This is a genomic window from Helicobacter sp. 23-1046, assembly GCF_053654635.1.
In genome coordinates this window covers 358,753-379,715 of the sequence record NZ_JBSIUS010000001.1, presented here as the reverse complement: position 1 = coordinate 379,715, position 20,963 = coordinate 358,753, and the positions used below count along the sequence as shown (strand labels likewise).

At 39.5% G+C, this 20,963-nt stretch carries 17 protein-coding genes and 2 tRNA genes; 12 read left to right on the top strand and 7 right to left on the bottom strand.

Annotated elements, in window-relative coordinates; all coding sequences use genetic code 11:
- Nucleotides 1–34: 34 nt before the first annotated feature.
- The 5 genes from ACWIUJ_RS01815 to ACWIUJ_RS01795 form a co-directional block, all read right to left on the bottom strand.
- A tRNA-Thr gene (locus ACWIUJ_RS01815) sits at nt 35–110 on the bottom strand.
- A gap of 248 nt (nt 111–358) precedes the next feature.
- Entirely contained in the window at nt 359–1,636 is a 1,278-nt protein-coding gene (locus ACWIUJ_RS01810) for an outer membrane family protein (RefSeq protein WP_454168610.1), read from the bottom strand.
- A gap of 161 nt (nt 1,637–1,797) precedes the next feature.
- Entirely contained in the window at nt 1,798–3,873 is a 2,076-nt protein-coding gene (gene feoB, locus ACWIUJ_RS01805; protein ID WP_454168608.1) for a ferrous iron transporter B, read from the bottom strand.
- 116 nt (nt 3,874–3,989) lie between these two features.
- Nucleotides 3,990–5,330: a hypothetical protein gene (locus ACWIUJ_RS01800; protein ID WP_454168606.1), complete on the bottom strand. Its 1,341-nt coding sequence runs from the start codon at nt 5,328–5,330 to the stop codon at nt 3,990–3,992.
- A gap of 280 nt (nt 5,331–5,610) precedes the next feature.
- A complete protein-coding gene (locus ACWIUJ_RS01795) occupies nt 5,611–7,197 on the bottom strand; it encodes a hypothetical protein (protein WP_454168605.1) in 1,587 nt (528 codons plus the stop codon).
- 126 nt (nt 7,198–7,323) lie between these two features.
- On the opposite strand from ACWIUJ_RS01795, the gene ACWIUJ_RS01790 reads away from it, so the two are divergent.
- The 3 genes from ACWIUJ_RS01790 to ruvA all read left to right on the top strand — a co-directional run bounded on the left by ACWIUJ_RS01790 (nt 7,324) and on the right by ruvA (nt 11,505).
- Nucleotides 7,324–7,399 (top strand) — tRNA-Ala (locus tag ACWIUJ_RS01790).
- Nucleotides 7,400–7,546: 147 nt separating this feature from the next.
- Nucleotides 7,547–10,870 carry a type ISP restriction/modification enzyme gene (locus tag ACWIUJ_RS01785; protein ID WP_454168603.1) on the top strand — a complete coding sequence of 1,108 codons (3,324 nt, stop codon included), beginning with the start codon at nt 7,547–7,549 and terminating at the stop codon, nt 10,868–10,870.
- 38 nt (nt 10,871–10,908) lie between these two features.
- Nucleotides 10,909–11,505 carry a Holliday junction branch migration protein RuvA gene (gene ruvA, locus ACWIUJ_RS01780; RefSeq protein WP_454168601.1) on the top strand — a complete coding sequence of 199 codons (597 nt, stop codon included), beginning with the start codon at nt 10,909–10,911 and terminating at the stop codon, nt 11,503–11,505.
- 23 nt (nt 11,506–11,528) lie between these two features.
- Here the strand turns inward: ruvA and ACWIUJ_RS01775 are convergent, their stop codons facing one another.
- Both ACWIUJ_RS01775 and ACWIUJ_RS01770 read right to left on the bottom strand, forming a co-directional pair.
- Nucleotides 11,529–12,560: a glycosyl transferase family 90 gene (locus ACWIUJ_RS01775; RefSeq protein WP_454168599.1), complete on the bottom strand. Its 1,032-nt coding sequence runs from the start codon at nt 12,558–12,560 to the stop codon at nt 11,529–11,531.
- 38 nt (nt 12,561–12,598) lie between these two features.
- A complete protein-coding gene (locus ACWIUJ_RS01770) occupies nt 12,599–13,525 on the bottom strand; it encodes a menaquinone biosynthesis family protein (protein WP_454168597.1) in 927 nt (308 codons plus the stop codon).
- Between the two features lie 158 nt (nt 13,526–13,683).
- Between ACWIUJ_RS01770 and recA the strand changes: the two genes are divergently transcribed.
- From recA to ACWIUJ_RS01725, 9 genes are read left to right on the top strand one after another with little or no spacing between them, the layout of a single operon-like run.
- Nucleotides 13,684–14,721, top strand: coding sequence for a recombinase RecA (gene recA, locus ACWIUJ_RS01765; protein WP_454152135.1), 1,038 nt, complete (start codon nt 13,684–13,686; stop codon nt 14,719–14,721).
- Nucleotides 14,722–14,739: 18 nt separating this feature from the next.
- Complete coding sequence (eno, locus tag ACWIUJ_RS01760) at nt 14,740–16,017, top strand: phosphopyruvate hydratase (protein WP_454168595.1); 1,278 nt, start codon at nt 14,740–14,742, stop codon at nt 16,015–16,017.
- Nucleotides 16,018–16,034: 17 nt separating this feature from the next.
- Complete coding sequence (locus ACWIUJ_RS01755; protein WP_454152133.1) at nt 16,035–16,283, top strand: FtsB family cell division protein; 249 nt, start codon at nt 16,035–16,037, stop codon at nt 16,281–16,283.
- The gene (locus tag ACWIUJ_RS01750) at nt 16,280–16,876 is read left to right on the top strand and encodes an AMIN domain-containing protein (RefSeq protein WP_454152132.1); all 597 of its coding nucleotides are present in this window, start codon (nt 16,280–16,282) and stop codon (nt 16,874–16,876) included. Before ACWIUJ_RS01755 ends, ACWIUJ_RS01750 begins: the two co-directional genes overlap by 4 nt.
- The gene (locus ACWIUJ_RS01745) at nt 16,815–17,420 is read left to right on the top strand and encodes a shikimate kinase (RefSeq protein WP_454168593.1); all 606 of its coding nucleotides are present in this window, start codon (nt 16,815–16,817) and stop codon (nt 17,418–17,420) included. The genes ACWIUJ_RS01750 and ACWIUJ_RS01745 overlap by 62 nt, the downstream gene beginning before the upstream one ends.
- Before the next feature lie 10 nt (nt 17,421–17,430).
- A complete protein-coding gene (gene lolA, locus ACWIUJ_RS01740; protein WP_454152130.1) occupies nt 17,431–17,997 on the top strand; it encodes a LolA-like outer membrane lipoprotein chaperone in 567 nt (188 codons plus the stop codon).
- 54 nt (nt 17,998–18,051) lie between these two features.
- Nucleotides 18,052–18,294 carry a hypothetical protein gene (locus ACWIUJ_RS01735; RefSeq protein ID WP_454168591.1) on the top strand — a complete coding sequence of 81 codons (243 nt, stop codon included), beginning with the start codon at nt 18,052–18,054 and terminating at the stop codon, nt 18,292–18,294.
- Complete coding sequence (locus ACWIUJ_RS01730; protein WP_454152128.1) at nt 18,285–18,770, top strand: CiaD-like domain-containing protein; 486 nt, start codon at nt 18,285–18,287, stop codon at nt 18,768–18,770. The genes ACWIUJ_RS01735 and ACWIUJ_RS01730 overlap by 10 nt, the downstream gene beginning before the upstream one ends.
- Before the next feature lie 9 nt (nt 18,771–18,779).
- Nucleotides 18,780–20,963 carry a dynamin family protein gene (locus ACWIUJ_RS01725; protein WP_454168589.1) on the top strand — a complete coding sequence of 728 codons (2,184 nt, stop codon included), beginning with the start codon at nt 18,780–18,782 and terminating at the stop codon, nt 20,961–20,963.

Here is a 20,963-nt window from a genome sequence, read left to right as displayed (position 1 = left end):
AAACACTGAAAGCAGAACACTGCTAGAGTTTGAATGGAGCTGGCTAAGGGACTTGAACCCCCGACCCTCTGCTTACAAGGCAGATGCTCTACCAACTGAGCTAAGCCAGCAAATTTTAAAAAGTCCGTATTATATAAACAATCCACACCTTTTGTCAATAAAATTTATGATTTTATGTGTAAGATTTTTCTAAATTTTAAGTTTTCTCAACTCATTTCACCAAACGCCATAAAAACCATATTGTAATTTTAAGCAAGGATTATTTCTTGTAGAATCTTTATCAAAGTCTTTTAAGGAGCATTAAGAGATTCCCAATGCTCCTTAAAATTACGCTAAATTTAGACTATCACAAACGACATTAAAATGTGTGTGAAATGTAGAAAAACAAATGACTTCTATCATCAGTGCGGTTAGCTGTCAAGTTATATCCATTTAAGCTATATCCAGCTTTTGTTGTATCCATAAGCCCCTCTAGCTTACCACCCACACTAATGTCATCACGCACTTTGTAATTCACGAGCAATGCCAAGCTCTGCTCCGCACTTCTTGGAGAATCTGTTACGCGTCCTAAAATACTCCAGCTAAAGTCTCCATAGCTCGCACCCGCTCGCAAATATCCTGTAATGGCGTTGCGTCCAAGCATATCAGAAAGTGCATAACCAATGTCATACGCACTCGCTGTCCACATATCCACAACTCCACCAAGAGGATTGCCATATCGACCGATAAGCTCATTGGCATTACCGAAGTTTTTATACACACCAACTCCTACAAAATACTTCCCTAATCGCACTTTTTCATCTATCCATAGAGTTGTTGTATTTTTACCAATGATACCCCAATTACGCCCATTTCCCCAATTAGTTCCAGAAATGTTACTTCCTAGTGCGATTGGCACAAGCACGCGCACTTTGGTTACAGAGGATACAGAGTTTTCCTCACCACCAGCTGTATCGAAGTCTAAAGACACGCCCGGTGCGAAAAATATACTATCTGCGCCATACGCGAACAATGAAGCCTTGAGCTTATCTGTGTTATAATCAAATCCTGCTCCATAAATTTCCCTTGTTGGCACACTCCCTCCAAAGCCAAAAACACGGTAAAACTCATAAAACCATTGATTGTAGGCAAAGCCTCTTTTTCCAGAAGCAAACGCCCAGATTTTAAAATCTGAAAACGCCACATAGCCCTCTGCTCCCTCGTTAAACCCGCTAAACCACTCGCCTACTTTACCAGCCTCATAGCGACCTAAACGCAAATAGACATTTTTATGGTCAATGCCAATATTCGCATTTTGTATCATATAGCCCTGCGCTCTGCTTTTTTCATAGTTCGCATTGAAATATGTGTATTGCACTTGAGTTGCACCACCAGCACCATTATCGGTAGAATCATACGCCAAACCACCGAGCGCACCACCAGCAGTAATGCTTACCAAATCAGCGAACTTCACTGTGTAGTTAAGCGAACCCATCACACTTGAAAAACTATCTGTTGGAGCGATACCAGCACCTGCATTTAACTTTTGGTCATTAAAGCCCCATTTTGTGAAACTCCCAAACTGCCCGTGAATCTTGTGCTCAAAGCCAAAAACTCCACTTAACGCCAAAAGCGCGACTAAACCTATTTTTCTCATTGTTGAACTCCTTTTATGTAGATTTTGAGAACGCACCATTGTAGAAAAAAATCAAAAAAAAAGCAACTATATTTTTAAAAATATTTATCATTTAGGGGGGGGGGGATTTGCTTAGATTCACCGCACTATCGCATTATACACGCGTTGTGATTATGCACGCATTACACAAGTAACTTTGTGATATGATACCCGCATAATGCAAAAAGATACGCCACGATAGTAGTAAAGATAAAGAGCAAAATGGTGTAGCGCACTTTGCCAGATTCTTTATTAAAGACCACAGTGGCAGCAAGGCAGGGATTATAAAACATCACAAAAAGCACAAACGCCACTGCACTTGGCACAGAAATGCTATTGCGGATAATCTCTTGTAATCTCTCGCTCTCCTCGTCTTGGTCATCACCTAACGCATAGAGCACACCCATTGAGGAAATCACCACTTCTTTCGCCACAAGTCCATTTAAAATACTCACACATAGCCGCCAATCAAAATCCATAGGAGCAAACGCTGGGGCGATAAAATTCCCAATATATCCTAAGAAACTCTGCGTAAGGAGCTTGGATTCTAATTCATTTTCTAGCTCATCGAGCTGCTCGCACACCTCATCTGTGAATCCACAGCCCTCATACCCCTCTATCTCACCCTCTTGTGTGCTCTTTATCTCATCAGGCATAGTGTGAGAATCTGCCCTATCCAAAGCACTAAGTGACTGTGTAATCTCTAATCCTTTTTCTCGCGCTTCTTGTTTGAGATTCTCTATTTTTGTCTCATATTCATTTTCTAAGGCTTCACTTTTAGGATAGCTCGTCCCAAACCAAATCAACATCGAAGCAAGTAAGATAAATGTCCCCGCCTTTTTGATGAAATAATACGCCTTTTGATAGAGACTTAGCGCGACAAACCGCACACTTGGGAATCGATATTTTGGTATTTCCATTACAAAAGGTTCATCTTGCCCGCGAAAAAAACTAAGTTTTAAGAGCTTTGCCATTATGAGACCGACAAGTGCGCCAAATACATAGATTCCAAAAAGTGCGCTTCCTGCATATTGCGCCTCAAATAAGATTCCCACAAAAAGTGTATAAATTGGCAGGCGAGCCGAGCAACTCATAAAGTTAATGATAAAAAGCGTAAGAAGTTTATCAGTAGGGCTTTTAAGCGTGCGTGCCGCCATAAACGCTGGTGCAGAGCAACCAAACCCACTCACCAGCGGGATAAAGCTCTTCCCGTGCAATCCAAACTTTTTCAAAAATCCATCAAGCAAATACGCCACACGCGTCATATATCCTGTGGCTTCTAGCATTGTGATTCCAAAAAATAAGATTAAAATATGCGGTAAAAAACTTAGCACCGCGCCTACACCAGCAATGATTCCATCAGCTACAAGCGAGCCGAGCTCCACGCTTGTGATATGTTCTTTTGCCATATTAGCAAGCGAATCCATAGAATCTTCTATCCACACTTTTGGATACTCACCAAATGTAAAGGTGATTTGAAAGATAATCCACATAAAAAACAAAAATATAGGCAATCCCCACACTTTGTGCATTAAAATCATATCAATATTTGAGCTTTTTGCAATCCCTGTGCGCGTGCTACAATCCCTAGCAATCTCGTGTGCCTTAGCGATACGCACTTGAAAATCCACATCACAGCTCAAATCTCGCTCTTTACTCTTGCTCTCGCAAGGCACTTGCGTGCCATCATACTTAATGCCTTTGGGTGCTGAGGAATGATATGCCTCTATAATACTATCAAGCAATTTTGCCGTGCCTTGATTGTTTTTCGCACTCACACCTATACACGCACAGCCAATCTCGCTTGAGAGTTTGGTATCATTGATGATGAGATTTTCGTTTTGCGCCTCATCTATCATATTAAGAGCAAGCACCATTTTTTTGTCCTTTTGGCTTGCCATATCAAGCAGTTGCAAACTCAAACAAAGATTACGCGCCAAATTAGTAGAATCTAGCACATTGACGATGACATCATACTTTTCATTATGCAAAAACTCCGTGCTTACGCGTTCTTCGAGTGAATATTCATTAAACGCATACAGCCCGGGCAAATCAATAAATTCAAGTAAATATCCGTTATATTCTACGCTTGTTTGGGCTTTTTCCACCGTTACTCCGCTGAAGTTCCCCACTTTGAGATTTGCTCCAGAAATAGCATTGATAAGCGAGCTTTTTCCTACATTTGGCTGTCCCACAAGGGCGATTGTGATAGTTTGCATTCTTTCTCCTAATTGCATTTAAAAATTTATAAAGATTATCAAAATACTTCAAACCCAAAATAATAACTAAATTTTTTACAAAAATAAAATTTAGCGCGTAATTTCAACACAAATTCTTAGAATCTATACTCCAAAAATGCCTTAGCATAGCTTGTATTAGTTGGATATGCGCCACCAGCTCCCTCAATACTTGCTTGAGATTCTAGCGTATTAGTGCGCCGCTTTTGCTCCATATACACGCCCACTGCGCCTAGACTAAGCCCACCAGCGACATTCCAGCCAAATCCAAGTGCCACTTGCAACTGCTCGCCTCCTAGCTCACGCTCATCTTTACCTAGCGAATGACGCGCCGTGAGATTAAACGCTACACGCTTGTAACGCAATGCCCAAAATCCATAATAAGAATCTGTATTTGCTTGAAACATACTTGTTTGGTGTGTGCCGTTATGCCAGCCACCCGGTGCAATGACATTAAACATAAAGGGGGTTTCATCTTCGGATTCAAAGACATACATATTGCCACCCATATGCGCTTGCAAGTAGTCATTATTCCCCGTGCGTGCATAGCCTGCGCCAAGCACCCAGCCCAAATTAAAGCCTTTGTAGCTTATACTTGGTTGTGCGGTAGCGAGATATGTGTGCCCGAGCTTGCGATTCTCATTCACAGAGCCTAACGCCCAGCCCTGTCGTTGCGAATGCAAGTAGTTCCCGTGTGCGAGCAAGCGCAATGAATAAAACTCCCCTAAAGGAATGTCTGCATCAAGTTTCACTCCGCTCACGGTAAAAAAGTTTGTCAAATGATAGACATAAATATCCCCGAATTGATTCTCCTTTGTGCCAAATCTATGTCCTAGCACAAATTCATCTGCTCCATAATACAGCTCTTTAAACTCCACGAAATTGCTTGTCTCTTCACGGCTTGAGTGGGCATATTCGTTTATCCACGCGCCATAGAACTCTCCATAACCATAGTCATAGTCGATATGCACGCCTTGCATATGCTCACCTACCCAATCAACTTCTGCATCAAATCGCCCAGCCATTATATTTAAGCCTTTGTATTGATATTGTAGATAGCTATTGTTGCTATTCCAGTCATTCCCCACTTCATCGCCTAAGCGGTTGCCAATGTATTCGTGCGCATTATGACGCAACGCTCCTCCAAGCAAAGAACTTGCTCCCCAAATGCCAAGCACGGCTGTGGCTTTGTGCTCGCCTTTGTTGAGAAAGTTATACGCCAAATTTGCCGAAAAATGCGCTGTCATATACGAATCTTTTACTTTACCAAGCACGCTAGACTTGCCAAAAACGCCAATATGCCCATAAAACATTATAGGAGATTGTTTAGAATCTTCTTGTTTCTCAACTTCATATATATTTTGAGAGTTAAAAGCATCATCTGCAATCAAACTAGCACTGAAAACAATAGGTAACAAACCAGCATACAGCTTATTCATAAAAATCCTTTAAGAGTGAAATTCTACTCTAACATTATCATTATTTAGTTAAAATGATAATAAATGCTAAAAATAGTTAAGTATTATATCATATTTAGGGGGGGGGGGTAAGCTTAAAATTTACTTAAATTTTACAAAAATATAAAAATTCTCACTTTAATATGAAATTTTTTCGCCTATCGCTTCTTTGTTGGAAATTTGATTGCTAAGAAATTTTCGTTTTGATAAAATTTTGCTTCAATAATGAATATCACATAAGAGTATTTGTATTTCAGATTCTTTAAAATCGCACTTCATAAAACATTTTAATATAGCTTGTGTCGCGGACATACTTGCTTGGATTTATCACCTCAAAGCTCTCACGCATTTTTTGCTCCATATACACCGCTACAATTCCCATATTTTGCTTGCTCCATTTAGACATATTAAGACCAAAACCGACACTAATTTGAAGTTGCTCGCCACCAATTTCACGCTCTTGCCTACCTTTTGAGTGCCTCGCCATAACATTAAACACCAAGGCATTATATTGAAACGCACCAAAACCATACACGCTCTCCACTTGCGCTTGAAACATATTTGTCGCATTGCTTCCGTTGTGATAGCCACCGGGTGCTATGACATTAAACATAAAGGGTGTTTCATCTTCTGCCTCAAAGACATACATATTCCCACCAAATTGCGCTTGTAAATAGTCGTTTTTTCCCACGAGCGCATAGCCACCACCAAGCACCCAACTAACGCCACGACCCCGCAGTGCATTTCCATAATACCCAAAACTAGGTTGAAGCGTGAGTAAATAGGTATCACCGATTTGTCGCCCGCGAATGTCCTGCTCTATGCCCATTTTCCTGTGTGCTTTGAGATAGTTCCCGTGCGTGAGAATCCGTAAGTTATACAACTCCGCAAATTCAATATTCGCATCGAGTTTGCCACCAAATGCAGTGTAGAGATTAGTGAGATGATAGGCGTATATATCGCCGTAGCGATGCTTTTTTGTGCCTAGCTTACTCCCTAACACAAACATTTGTCCGCCATAATAGCCATTTTTAAGCTCCTCAAAATAGCTTTGTTCCTCGCGTTGAGCGTGCAAATACTCATTTATCCAGCTTCCATACGCCTTGCCATAGGTATAATCAAACGAAGTAAAAATGCCCCTATGTATGTCGCTCATCCAATCAAGCTCACCCTCAAAAACACCACTCTTAAGCAAGAATCTTTTTGTTTGATAATCTGCATACAACTGTGAGAAAGTAATCACATATTCATTGCCACCATTGTAGTTTTTGTAGTTAAAATGTGTAGGATTCTCATCGATAAATCCAGCTCCACCCCACCCGCTTGCAAGCATTATCCCTATTCCACCTCCAATCTTATGCCCTATGAAAGCAATTTCTTCCTCGACTCTAACTGAAGCGGACATATAAAAGTTTCCATAAGAATCTTTATTGTCTCCCAAACGCGAGTTTTTCCCATAAAAGCCCATAAAACCATAAAAACGCGTGTTGTCATCATCTGATTGTGTAAGTGTATCAAACATACCTTGAGTAAGCACATTTAACCCGTGATACATCAAAAGCCCACCCCATCGTGCAATAAAAGGCTGCTCTTCTAAATAATCCTCCACGCCAGAATATTTATCATTGTTTTTTTCACACACATTCACGCAATTTCCCTGATAGCACTGCAGACAGTCTTTTTTAGATTCTTGTGTGTGTTGCTCTTGTTGAGATTCTTCGTGTGTGGTTTGTCCTTGAGATTCTTCTTGTGTTTGGTTGTTATCTTGCATTTGGGCATAGATTGGATTATTTAATACCCCCAATAAAATACCGCATAGCAATATTTTAAATACAAATCTTTTTTGCAAATTTTACGCCTTTATATTACTTGTTTTTAGGATATTATACATAATTGTGTAAAAAAATAGCAATGCTTAGTTGCTTCATCTGCAGTTTTGGGTATAATCACAATCGTTAAAAATCATCACAATTTCGGGGTGTTAGCTCAGTTGGGAGAGCGCAACGCTGGCAGCGTTGAGGTCAGGGGTTCGACCCCCCTACACTCCACCATTATTACTATGATGAAATGAGGCAATATGCGAAAAATTATACTACAATGCCAAGCAAAAATCACACTATAAAGGAATCTAATGCAACCCACAAACAACCAAGATACGATAAAATCCTACCAAAAAGCCCTCCAAAGCATAGTTTGTAATGGGGGGGGGGCAGAGTGAAAGTGCTCTAAGACAAGGCGATAGAGACTACAACGAGCATACTTTCCGCACCGCGCTTGAAAACCTCCTAAACGCATTCAAACCCACACAAGATATAAACATTATCCACGAGCCAAAGTCAAAGCAAGGGCAAGGCAATATCCGCCCTGATTTTAAAGTTTTTCGCCAAATGCAAGGCTATGAATCACTCATAGGCTTTATTGAGTGTAAAAATTTCGGGGTGGATTTATCCCCGCTAATCAAAGGCAAACAAATCGAAAAATACTTAAGTGTCTGCCACAATATCATCTTAACCGATTACAATCGCTTTATTTTGCTAAGCTATGGTAAAGTTATTGATGATTTTGTGCTGTTTGATAGCCTAGATTCTCTCCCACAGGCTAAACTTATAGAATCTACCACGCGTTTTAGCCACCTTTTATCCAAATTCTTTGATACAAAAGTCCAAATCACTCGTAAAGAAGCTCTTGCCACAATCCTCGCTACGCAGAGCTTTTATCTTAGTAGTGTTATAAATGAAGCACAAAGTGATGAGAGTTTCAAAAAGTATTTAGGAGATTCCCACCAATCGTTTCGCTACTTAGAGAGCACCGATGTAAGCATAGCAGAGTTTTGCGATATTTTATCTCAAAGCATTGTCTATGGTATGTTTGTGGCGCATATCGACAATGAATCCTTTGAGATTGACAAGATTCCTGTGGCGTCATTTGCTATGCTTTTACCCGAGCATTTTACTACACTTATGGAGTTTATCGCGCGCTCTTTACCTGCCACACTCCCCCAATCCATACAATACGCGCTAAGCAATATCATTAAAACCATTGCACTTATTGATAAGCCAAGCCTTGCAACTAGCTTCCAAAAAGAGATTAGCGAGGTGAGCATTTATTTGTATGAGGATTTTTTAAAAAAATATGACAAATTGCGTGGCACGAATAAAAAGGAAGGCGGTGGAGTGTATTACACGCCAGAGCCTATCGTAAATATGATTGTCCGTAGCATAGATGAGCTACTGCAAACGCATTTTGGCAAATCTTTTAGCGATGAAAGCGTGAAAGTCCTAGATTTTGCCACAGGGACAGGGAGCTTTTTGGCAAAAGTATTTGAAAGCATTTTAGAAAATCAAAGCGCGGTTTTCACAAAGCAAACTATTATCAATAAATGTTTTAAGGATATTTATGGCTTTGAGATAAGCTTCGTGCCTTATATCGTAGCACATCTTAAACTTAGCTCGATTTTACGCACTCAAGGCTTTAGCGAGTTTAGCGCACATCAAAAGTTTCAAGTCTATCTTACCAACACGCTAGATTTAGATTCCCACGAGGATAACCAAAAGGCATTTACGCAATATAGCGAGCTAAAAAACGAGCGTGATAAATCCTTGCAACTCAAGCACAAAGAGGATTTGCTCGTGATTTTGGGAAATCCACCGTATAGTGGAAAATCCAAAAATAAAAGCGACAAAATTTTATCACTGATGCAAGACTATAAAGAAGGAGTTAAAAATAGAAGAAACTTGAGTGATGACTATATTAAGTTCATTCGCTTTGCGCAGTGGAAACTTTTAGAGCAAAATCAAAAGAGTGGCATTATGGGCTTTATCACCAATAATTCATATCTCTACGGGCGCACTCATCGCAAAATGCGCGAATCGTTAGCAAAAACCTTTGATGAAATCTATATTTTAAACTTGCACGGACATAACGAAATAGATGGTAAAAACGACAAAAATGTCTTTGACATTCGCAGCGTAGGCGTTTGCATAAGTTTGTTTGTGAAATATGCTAATTCCAATACCAACGCCACTTCTTGTCATACTGACGCCTCATCTTGTCATACTGAGCGAAGCGAAGTATCCAAAGAAAAAAATCAAATTTGTCATACTGAGGGCGAAGCCCGAAGTATCTCAAACATACGAAATAAAGATATTTCGCTTTCTGTGAAAGCTCAATATGACAAATCCACCGTCATTGCGAACGAGCGAAGCGAGTGTGGCAATCCAAAAAACAATGACAAATTAGCCCAAATCCACTACTTCTCTACCAAAGACAACGAAATCTTGCGCCGTGCAGATAAATTCGCACTCTTAAACGACATTGCAAACAATGGACTAAAAACTATAAAATGGCAAAATCTCAAATTAGATTCGCCATATTTTTGGTTTGTCCCAAAGGATTTAAGCGATAGCGAATATGAAAACTTTTGGGCGTTAGCGAAAGAAACATATTCAAAAACAAAAAGACAAGAGGGAGAAAATAAGTCTTTAGAAACAAAGGCTATCTTTAACAACCATAATAGTGGTATAGAAGCAAATAAGGGTGATGTTACCATTCAATTTACCAAAGAACAAATGAGGGATATTTTACAGGATTTTATATTCCTTGATACACAACAACTCGCTACAAAATACAATCTTATAGATGCAAGAGATTGGAAAATCGATAGTGCAAAAAAAGATGTTGAGGAAAATAAGAACTGCTTGGAATCTAAAATCCAAAAAATTGCCTTTACGCCATTTGATTTTCGCTATACTTTCTTAAGTTATAAATCAAAGCGTTTTCTTTCATACCCACGCTATGATATGACACAAAATTTTTTGTTATGTGAAAACTTTGGAGTGTCTTTTCAAAAAGGAATAAATGGTCAAGTTTTCATAACAAATAAAATGATTGATGGCAACTTTTTGTCCGCACGAACTTCCATTACACCACTTTATCGTTTTATAGATTCTGAAAACGAAGTGGGCAAAGTTGATAAAACCCCAAATTTCACAAAGGAATTTAATGATTTTAAAGCAACACACAAAGTTTTGAAATCTAAAAGCCCAGAGCAGATTTTGGCATTTATTTATGGCAACCTTTACAATCCCGCATATCGCGCAAAATATGTCGAATACCTAAAAATCGGCTTCCCTAGAGTCGACTTTGAAGTAACGCAATCAAAGTTTGAATCTCTTGCAAATTTAGGGCAAAATCTCATCGACTTGCATTTGATGAAAACAATCCCGCAGGACAAAAGCATAGATTTAGTTTTCAGCGCAAATGCAAATAAATCAAACCCAAATTTCACGCTCGATAAACCAAAATATGAAAATGAAAAAATTGTGCTAAACGCGGATTTGGAGATAGCGGGAGTGAGTGCGGAAGTGTGGGACTACACAATCGGTGGGTATAAAGTGCTTGATAAATGGCTAAATTGCCGCACGGGACTCACGCTAGAACAAAGCGACTTTACCCATATCCTCAATGTCGCCAAAATCCTAAAAGCCACCATTGCAATCCAAGCCCAACTCGCACAAATTTAGTGTAAAATATCGCTACTAAATTCTTTAAAGGAGTAGCAATGATAGCAGGACTAGAGGGGAGTATCGAGCGATTGTTCCCAACATTTGTAGAGATTAATGTCAATGGAGTGATTTATGGTGTGGGAATTTCGGTCAATACAAGTGGGAATCTAAAGGAGAAAAAAGACCAAAAAATAAAGCTCTTTTGCACACAAATTGTGCGTGAAGATGCGCATTTGCTCTTTGGATTCTACGAAGAGATTGAGAAAATCACTTTTGAGCGACTCATCAAAATTAACGGCGTAGGTCCAAAAGTCGCGCTAGCAATCCTTAGCACTTACACACCAAATAGCTTCGCAAACATTATCCAAAATAAAGACATTAGCGCGCTTCAGCGCGTGCCCGGTATCGGTGCAAAAGGTGCGGGCAAAATAATGGTCGAGCTCGCTGGATTTTTTAGCGAGATTATCGAACACGCACAGGGCAAGACTTCACTCTCAAGCGAACTAGATGAAGCGCAAAGCGCGTTAGAATCACTTGGCTTTAGAGGCACTGACATTGCTAAAGCCCTCAAGCAAATCCCACAAATACAGAGCTTAGAAGTAAGCGAGATTGTCAAAGAATGCTTAAAACTACTTGGCAGAGGAAAAGTCTAAGAATCTAAGTGAGGAAATTCGATTTAGATTCCAAAAAGTTCTAATTCTTGCTTGCTTGCGTGCATTTGCCCGCTTAGATAGAAGTATTTGCGTAGCACCAAAAAACATAGCAAATCCTCCATTGTAGAATCTAAAAATTGTGCGCAAAATTTCTGTGCGTTGTGGATTATCTCTTTGGCATCATTTGGGTGGCGTGTGAAAAACTCAATCTTTTCCTCCACATCGCTAAAGTCATCTCTAATACACACGAAATGATAATCTGCCTTGAGTAAGCCCTCCATAAACCAAGTCTCATACTTTGGCTTCGTAGAGAAGCACAGCGAGTTTGAGTGCATAATCCACTTGAGATTGCTTGCTACATCATTGCCCTCTAGGGATAGTAAAAATTTATAGGGAAAGTGCGCGCTCACGCTAATTTTTGGCTTCGCCCACTGCTGGGAGCAATGCTTAGAGCCTGTATGCCCAATATCACAAAGTGGGTGAGTAAAAAAACGCGTAAAAAACTCCGCGCGGTTACTTTGATACACGCCACCACGCCAAAACAATATATCTCTTTTATCCTCAAACTTCACGCTATCGCGAGGGAAGTAAAAATGGCGGTTTTTATCAAGTTTAAAAAGTATTGAGTTTGCATTGCTTGCAGAGATTGGGCGCGATTTAGTGATAGTAGGAGCGTTAAAGTAATAATTCACATCGCCAAAGCCCGCATATATGGCAAAATCACGCGGAAAGTAACGCGCATATTCATTGGTATCGTAGCGATAGGAGCTTGGCGCGCGAAATCTATACAACTCCCCTAACCTCACAAATTTCGGCGTGGCAATGGATAATCGCTCTATTTCTTTACTATTATTTTCTAAGCAAATGGGGCTAATAACAAAGGAAAGATTCTCTTTGTAGTAATAATTTAGGCGCGTTTTGATACATTTTAATCGCTTCTCATCAATTTTGCACAAAAGACTTGTGAGTGTAGATTCTAAAAAAGGCTGGCTAAAAAATCTGGGAGTGCTAAAAAGCGCGATACCCTTAAGGTTATACAAAAACTTTGAGTTCATCAACCCGCCTTTATCTTTAGATTCCAACTTGGGATAACTTAGCCAAAGCGCGCATCTAAATATTCTTTTGGGAGCATATATTCACTCGCACTTAAAAGTTTAGGGAAAAATCCACTCTCAAACCCCAACTCAAAAAGCACATCAATCGCGCGAATCTGCTCCTCACTAAGCGTGATAGAATGTGCGTTAGCGTATAAATTAAGGTAAGTTTGCAACTTCGCACTATCCACACGAATGAGATTGCGCTCTAAGAGCATTTTGCATAGAATCTTTTTATTACTCACTGCGACTTTGACTGCCTTTGTGAGAATCTCCTCGCTAAGAAGCGCGACACTAAGTGGCAAAGAGCGTCTAATCGCCATACCACCTAATGGTAATGGAAGATTGTGCTTGTTTAAATCACTCCAAATATCCCAAATCTCAGCTTCTACACAAAGATTCTCGCTAAATTCTAAAATACTCTCGTGGATAAGCACGCCCGCATCGACTTCCCCACTTAACACCGCGCTCTCAATATCTAAAAAATTTTTATACACTACTCTTGATTCTGGATAAGCGATTTTAAAAAGCATTGCATTAGTAGTGTGCGCTCCGCTTAGCGCGACTTTGAAGTTCTTTCGCAAATGCGTGCCTTTTTTCTTAATGAGCTTTGGTCCATAGCCCTCGCCAAAGCTAACTCCCGTCCGTAAAAGCGCGTAATCATCACACACAAGCGGATACAACGCAAATGAAATCGCGCTAATGTCAAACTCACCGCGCAATGTCGCTTCATTGAGTGTTTGAATGTCTTGTGCGGTGGAGTGAAAGCATATATCACTCATATCATCTTTTAGACTACTTGATTCTCGTGCGCCCACCCACCCAAACGCAATAGCATAATACATAAAAATATCATCCGCATCAGGGCTATGGGCTACACTGAGATTGCGCTTTTTATGCAGGCATAGATGAGATGAAGCGGTCATAAGAATCCTTACAATTTAAATAATGTGGTTAAATTTGGATTCTAGCTAAAAAATACTAAAACTTTTAAGCAAAGTATTAAAAACTATAAGATACAATCCTTAAACATTCTAAAAAACTTACGAAATTACATATTGCAAAATTACACAAAGGAATAACAATGGCGATAGATGAAAAACGACAAAAAGCCATAGAGCTTGCCTTAAAGCAAATTGATAAATCATTTGGCAAAGGCGCGCTCGTGCGATTAGGCGACAAACAAGTAGAAAAAATTGATGCTATATCCACAGGTTCATTGGGGCTTGATATGGCATTAGGCATTGGCGGGATTCCCAAAGGGCGTATCGTAGAAATCTATGGACCAGAATCCAGCGGGAAAACAACTCTCGCACTCCAAGTAGTCGCAGAATGTCAAAAAAATGGTGGCGTGGCAGCTTTTATTGATGCGGAGCACGCGTTAGATGTGTATTACGCCAAAAGGCTTGGTGTAGATATTGAGAATCTCCTCGTATCTCAACCAGACAACGGCGAACAAGCACTTGAAATCTTAGAAACACTCACACGCAGTGGAGCGGTAGATTTAATCGTCATTGACTCCGTAGCAGCCCTCACGCCTCGAGCAGAAATCGATGGCGATATGGGCGACCAACATGTGGGATTGCAAGCGCGACTTATGAGCCACGCACTGCGTAAAATCACAGGTGTGCTACACAAGATGAATGCCACGCTTATCTTTATCAATCAGATTCGTATGAAAATCGGCACTATGGGCTATGGTAGCCCAGAAACCACCACAGGTGGAAATGCGTTGAAATTCTACGCAAGCGTGAGAATCGACATTCGCCGTATCGCCACCTTAAAGCAAAATGAACAAAACATCGGCAACCGCGCCAAAGCAAAAGTTGTGAAAAACAAAGTTTCTCCACCATTTAGAGAAGCGGAGTTTGACATTATGTTTGGCGAGGGTATCAGCAAAGAAGGAGAGATTATCGATTATGGAATCAAGCTCGATATTGTTGATAAAAGCGGTGCGTGGCTCTCTTATGGCGATATAAAACTTGGTCAAGGAAGAGAAAATGCCAAAGTGTTTCTCAAAGAAAATCCAAAAGTCGCCGATGAAATTATCGCTAAGATTAGAGAGCAAATTGGCTCAAAAGATGAAATTTTACCACTCCCAGATGAGCCACAAGATTCATAAGATTGAAGGAGCATTAAGATGATACTAATTAGTAAGATTTACTCACAAGAGGTCTTAGATTCTCGAGGGAATCCAACGATTAAAGCAACAGTGATATTAAGCGATGGCACAAAGCAAAGCGCAATCGTGCCAAGTGGTGCAAGCACAGGGAAGAAAGAAGCCGTAGAATTACGCGATGGCGATAAAAATCGATTTTTAGGCAAAGGCGTGCTTAAAGCGTGTGAAAACATTGACATTCACATTAGCGAAGCCCTTATCGGTGCGAGTCCTTATGACCAAGGGTTAATTGATGCGACACTCAAAGATTTAGACGGCACAGATAATTTTTCAAAACTCGGCGCAAACGCTACTTTAGGCGTATCTATGGCTATCGCTCGTGCCGCAGCAAAGAGCCTCAATATCTCATTATACCGCTATCTTGGTGGAGCAAATGCACTGACCCTGCCAACACCAATGCTTAATATCATAAATGGTGGAAAGCACGCTGATAACACGGTGGATTTCCAAGAATATATGATTATGCCTTTGGGTTTTGATAGCTTTAGTGAGGGGTTACGAGCGAGCGCAGAAGTATATGCTAGCCTTAAAAAGATTCTCCAAGAATCTAAACATATCACAAGCATTGGCGATGAGGGAGGGTTCGCACCAAATCTTAGCAACAATGCTGAGCCTATTGAAATTATTTTGCAAGCGATTGAAAAAGCTGGTTATAAGCCACTTGAAGATATTGCTATCGCGCTAGATGTCGCAAGCAGTGAGCTCTTCAATGAAAATAAAATGTATAACTTAGCTGGAGAGGGTAAGGAGCTAAGCTCACAAGAACTTGTAGGCTATTATGAAGAGTTGGTGCAAAAATATCCTATCGTATCGATTGAAGATGGATTAAGCGAAGATGATGAAGATGGCTGGAAATATTTGACGCAAAGGCTTGGCGATAAGATTCAACTTGTGGGCGATGATTTGTTTGTAACCAATAAAAAGATTCTCGCGCAAGGCATTAAGGAAAATATCGCCAATGCCATTTTAATTAAACCAAATCAAATTGGGACCGTTACGCAGACAATGCAAACCGTGCGCCTTGCGCAACGAAACAAGTATAACTGCATTATGAGTCATCGCAGTGGAGAGAGTGAGGACACTTTTATTGCTGATTTTTCTATCGCGCTAAACTGCGGGCAAATAAAAACAGGAGCTACGGCAAGAAGTGAGCGAATCGCAAAATACAATCGCTTGCTAGAGATAGAATCTCAAATCTCAAATAGCGAATATTTGGGAGCAAGTCTCTTTGGAAAATGATTTAGGGTAAGGAAAAAATGCAAACAAATGAGGATATACTCTTAAAAGATTGGTATAAGCAAAATAAAAAGCCTATTTTGCGTGCGTGCGTGTTTATTTTTTTGTGTGTGTGGGGTGGATATTTGCTCTTTGGCTCTCAATCTTTTGAGGTGCTCTTCACCCTACAAAAACAACAAAAAGCACTTGTCGATGAAATAGATTCTCTACAAAAGCAAAATGCTAAAATTCAACAAGAAATATTTGAGTTAAAAGGTCTTGGGTCGTGAAAAAGTTATTGTTACTCTGCGTTATCTCGTGCGTGCTTTTTTCGCGTGATGACCCATTTTCTCCTGCTATCACGCCAAAAGAAGGCTTGCATTTCCAAAAAGAACCCCCAAAAGAGATTATGCGTGATATTACCATTCAGCTTCCCTCAACCGCTAGGGCACTAAAAAGCATCACTATCACTTATCAAAATATTGATGGCACAACCAACACAAAAGAAGTCCCTATCAACCAAAGCATTGATTGGCACTATCCATTAGAGTTTTCACAAAAGGCTATTGGCGCGCAATATGCTAGCGAAAATCGCTTTAAAATTGGCGATTTTGAAGTCATTGTCAATGGGAAGCAAATTTTTATCGCCACAGAATACAAAAATGTCCGCAACTTCGTCTTGCCAAAGCCACACCGCATTGTGCTCGACTTTGAGGGAATGGAAAAAGCCTATAATCAAAAGCTCAACCTTAATAAAAAATATTTTAAAAATATCAATCTCTCAAGCCACGAAAATTTTTATAGAATCTCTTTAGAGCTCGATGGACAATACAAATACCAAATGCAATCCCAACGCGATGGCTATTTGCTTGAGCTCCGCTGATATGTCAATGCGACAAGATTCTCTACCAAACGCACAAAATATCGTGCTTATTGGCTTTATGGGTAGCGGGAAAAGTAGCGTTGGCAAAGAGATTAGCGCGTTGTGTGATTATTTTTTTTGCGATAGTGATGAGTTGATACAATCCATTGTCAATAAGTCCATAAATGAAATTTTTACAGACTTAGGCGAAAGTGCGTTTCGCAATATGGAATCTCGCCTATTGCAGTGGCTTCAAACAAACGCTAGACAATGTGTCATAGCCACAGGTGGTGGAATGCCTGTCTTTAATGATATGCGCAATCTTGGTGTAGTCGTCTTTTTAGACAATGATTTTGAAAGTATTGCCAAACGATTAGACACAAAACAACGAGAATCTCGTCCTCTTTTTAATGATACAATTAAAGCAAAGGAGCTGTTTATGGCTAGGTCTAGCGTGTATAAAAATCAAGCAGACATTATCATAAGCCCTAAGGATTGTGCTCTAAGCCCCAAACAAATTGCCCAAAAAATTATGGATTGCATTTTGCATTTGCAAGCCCAATAAGGAGTAACAAATGAAAAATTTTCGTGTGTGTATATATATTTTGCTTTGCCAACTTGCAGTGAGTGCAAATATGCTTGGCGCAGGACTTAATACCAACCTCAAAAGCCTAAAGGCAAATTTTGAACAAATTATCAGCGCGGAAGGAGGCTTAGAAGCAAGCTATTATGGTGTGCTCTATGCAAAAATGCCAAATAAAGCAAAATGGGATTATTCTCCCCCAATGGATAAGCAGGTGTTTATCAACAATGGAAAATTTGCTGTATATGAGCCATCACTTGCGCAGGCATACATTGGCTCGGTGCAGGGCTCAAGTGATTTTTTTGAAATACTCTCTAATGCCACTCCAGAGCTTGATTCTCACAATAAGCAAACGGGGAGATATATCGCGCGTGTTGATGGGATAGAATATACCTTAGCGATTGATAAAAATGGCTTGCCAATAAGTATCCAATACACAGACCAGCTCGGTAGCCCCACAAAAATCATTTTTAATAATGTCATAGCAAACCCGACACTGCAAGATTCTCTATTTATCTTTACTCCACCAAAGGACATCGATGTCATTTTGCAAAAATAAGGAAAGAGAATCTAAAAATTTCGCTACAATATCTCATCACAGAAAGGATTGGCAATGAGTTTAAAAACGCTTGTTATGGCGAGTATTTATGAATTTAGTGGGCGCAAAGAACAAGCACTCCAAATTTATAAAGACTTAAGTAATCAAGGCAATGTTGAGGCGCAACTCGGGGTTGAGCGATTAAGCAATCCACCAAAAAATAAAACTCCTGATTCCAAGTGGTTAGAAGTGTTTGCGCGTATTAACGACAAAGAGCAGGCGAGAATTTTTAAAGAGTGGTTAGGGAAATGGAACTAAAAGACATCATTTTAGAAACAATCAACGACATAGAAAGTCTGCCAGAAGGCGAGCAAGAGACCTCTATCCGTGTGTTACAAAAACAAGACATCACATTTGAAACGCTCCATAGTGCAAAAAACACACAATCTGCGCAATCACATACTTTTTTGGGTGATAAACAAACTGCTGATAGAGAACTCAAAAACTTCGCTAATCAAAACTTCAATCTTTCAGAGCGTGCGCTCAAAAATCTTAACACTATGAGTGCTACCAACTACAATCCCTCTGTGTTTGCCGCAATGAGTGAAGCAAAAAAGGGCGATAGACTAAGTAGTGAAAAGGTATTTTTGCAATTACTTGAAGAGCGATTGTTGGTGCTTTTTGAGGGACTTAGCACCGATAAACAAAGCGATAAATACGAAATGGTTTTAAATTTTTTGCGTTATGAATTAAGTGTTATTCAAAAGCGATTAGATATTTTACAAAATCCCTAAAGAACTACTATGAGCGAGAATCAAGCGTTTTTACAATACTATAAAAATGCCCCAGAATTCCTCGCTATCACCCTTGCGTGCAATGAGGAAAATTTCGCCCTATTTTCACAAAGCGCGATTTTTAATGAATTTTTTAATGAATTTTTTAATGCCCCCCCTAGCCTTGAGCTTATAGAGTTATGTCAAAATGCCATTGCGCCATTATTAGACACACATTTGCAAACATATTTATCGACACTCTGCCACGCTCATATCATCACAAAAGAGCATTATAAAAGCCTTTGTGATAGGTTAGATTCTCTCAATAAAACACAATCCAAATATACCACTCTAAGTGATATTAAAACAAAAATCAAAACTCTGCATAATGAGATTAAAGAAATTGCAAAAACAAGTAAAGAAGAAGCGACACTCCAAGAACGCTCCATAAATTTGCTTGATAGAGTGCACAATAACCTTGAGAATCAAAAATTTTCAATCGGCGTTACGGGCGTGCTTAGTGCTGGTAAAAGCTCGTTTTTAAACGCGCTTTTAGGAGAGGAGATTCTCGCCACCTCAACTATCCCAGAAACTGCGAATCTCACCGTGCTAAAGTTTGCCGACAAGCAAGGCGCAAAAGTATATTTTTGGAACACCAAGCAATGGGAGGATTTAATCCAAGATAGCGAGTTTGACAAAGGCTTGCGCGAATTTATCACACAAAGCCAAAAGAAATTTGGAGAAAGTTTGGGCGAGTATATTTTGCCAAACACCCGCACACAAGAGATTACACTCAATGAATTAGCCACCTACACTTCAGCAAACCACGATAGCAAAATGTGTAATTTAATCCAAAAAGTCGAGCTTTTCACACCACTAAAATTTTTACAAAATGGCGTGGATATAGTTGATACGCCCGGACTTGATGACCCCATTACAAAAAGGGAGGAAATCACAAAATCATATTTAAATGATTGTGATTTGGTAATCCACTTAATGAATGCAAGTTGTGCGGCGACACAAGTAGATATAGATTTTATTTTAGAGACGCTTTTAGAGCGCAACATTTCTCGCCTACTTGTCGTGCTGACTAAAATTGATTTAATTAGCCCAAATGAATTACAACAAAGCCTTAGTTACACCAAACAAAGCTTAGAGAATCAAATTAAAAAAATCTCCGCCAAAATTGATACCAAAAGCGTGCTTTCACGCATTACATTTCTCCCAATCTCAAGCTATCTCAAACTCTCACAACCCTCAAACGCACAAAACGGCTTTGAAGCCTTAGAGCAATATTTAGATTCTATGTTGCTTGGAGAAAATAGCCTAAAACATAGAGATATACTTTTTTTAGCAAGTAAAAATCTCACAAAAATCACACAGGATTTCACGCAAGATTTTCATTTAAAACTCAAACTACTAAACGCAAATAATGAGGAATTACAAGAATTTATCACCCAAGAAAGAGCGCAAAATCAAGCCCTAGAAACAAAAGCAAAACACGCTATTACACAAATCCAAGAAAAAAATAATGCACTAGATTCTAGCCTTGTAGTGTTTCAAACCGCACTTAATCAATCTCTCCAAACCTCGCAAGAAATGCTAAAAGATAGGACACTTCAAAATATCATCTACGCCAACAATCAAAAGAGAAAACTAAGCGAAGAAAATTTTATAGAAAGTTTTTTAATCGCGCTCAAAGACATTTTTACCGATGTAAGTAGAGATTATAAATTTAAATTAAATACCAAAATCACACAACTCCTCCAAGAAATACACACACAAAACCTCCAAGAAAGTGATAAAGTTTTTGCCTCTCCTCCTGCCTTTAGTTTTCACGCCAAAGATGAGCAAGTCGCACACTTTGCACAAAACCTCGCTAAAGAAGTAATGCAAGTCGTCAATTCTACTAATCTCTCAGCCAAGCTAGATTCTATTTTTTCGCATACTTTTGTCGCTTTTAGTGAGCTTATCTTGCATAAGTCAAACCAAACCAAACAAGCACTTTTAGATTTTTTTACTGACATTACTACAAATATCAGCGATGAATTTAAAGCCCAAATCGCCCACAAAGAGCAAATCATACAAAATGCCTTAACCCAAGCAAACAGAAGCGATAAAGAAACACTTAAGTCCACGATAAATGCCCAACTTCAAACTTTGCAAAACATTGCACAGCAATTACAAGAATTGCAAAACGCATTAGAATCCTAA

Excerpts from the sequence above, each read along its gene's own strand:
- ACWIUJ_RS01745 (WP_454168593.1), top strand. The coding sequence starts at position 16,815 with ATGGACAATACAAATACCAAATGCAATCCCAACGCGATGGCTATTTGC.
- feoB (WP_454168608.1), bottom strand. The coding sequence starts at position 3,873 with ATGCAAACTATCACAATCGCCCTTGTGGGACAGCCAAATGTAGGAAAA.
- ACWIUJ_RS01735 (WP_454168591.1), top strand. The coding sequence starts at position 18,052 with ATGAGTTTAAAAACGCTTGTTATGGCGAGTATTTATGAATTTAGTGGG.
- ACWIUJ_RS01730 (WP_454152128.1), top strand. The coding sequence starts at position 18,285 with ATGGAACTAAAAGACATCATTTTAGAAACAATCAACGACATAGAAAGT.
- recA (WP_454152135.1), top strand. The coding sequence starts at position 13,684 with ATGGCGATAGATGAAAAACGACAAAAAGCCATAGAGCTTGCCTTAAAG.
- ACWIUJ_RS01785 (WP_454168603.1), top strand. The coding sequence starts at position 7,547 with ATGGGGGGGGGGCAGAGTGAAAGTGCTCTAAGACAAGGCGATAGAGAC.
- eno (WP_454168595.1), top strand. The coding sequence starts at position 14,740 with ATGATACTAATTAGTAAGATTTACTCACAAGAGGTCTTAGATTCTCGA.
- ACWIUJ_RS01800 (WP_454168606.1), bottom strand. The coding sequence starts at position 5,330 with ATGAATAAGCTGTATGCTGGTTTGTTACCTATTGTTTTCAGTGCTAGT.
- ACWIUJ_RS01770 (WP_454168597.1), bottom strand. The coding sequence starts at position 13,525 with ATGACCGCTTCATCTCATCTATGCCTGCATAAAAAGCGCAATCTCAGT.
- ACWIUJ_RS01775 (WP_454168599.1), bottom strand. The coding sequence starts at position 12,560 with ATGAACTCAAAGTTTTTGTATAACCTTAAGGGTATCGCGCTTTTTAGC.
- lolA (WP_454152130.1), top strand. The coding sequence starts at position 17,431 with ATGAAAAATTTTCGTGTGTGTATATATATTTTGCTTTGCCAACTTGCA.
- ACWIUJ_RS01810 (WP_454168610.1), bottom strand. The coding sequence starts at position 1,636 with ATGAGAAAAATAGGTTTAGTCGCGCTTTTGGCGTTAAGTGGAGTTTTT.
- ACWIUJ_RS01755 (WP_454152133.1), top strand. The coding sequence starts at position 16,035 with ATGCAAACAAATGAGGATATACTCTTAAAAGATTGGTATAAGCAAAAT.
- ruvA (WP_454168601.1), top strand. The coding sequence starts at position 10,909 with ATGATAGCAGGACTAGAGGGGAGTATCGAGCGATTGTTCCCAACATTT.
- ACWIUJ_RS01725 (WP_454168589.1), top strand. The coding sequence starts at position 18,780 with ATGAGCGAGAATCAAGCGTTTTTACAATACTATAAAAATGCCCCAGAA.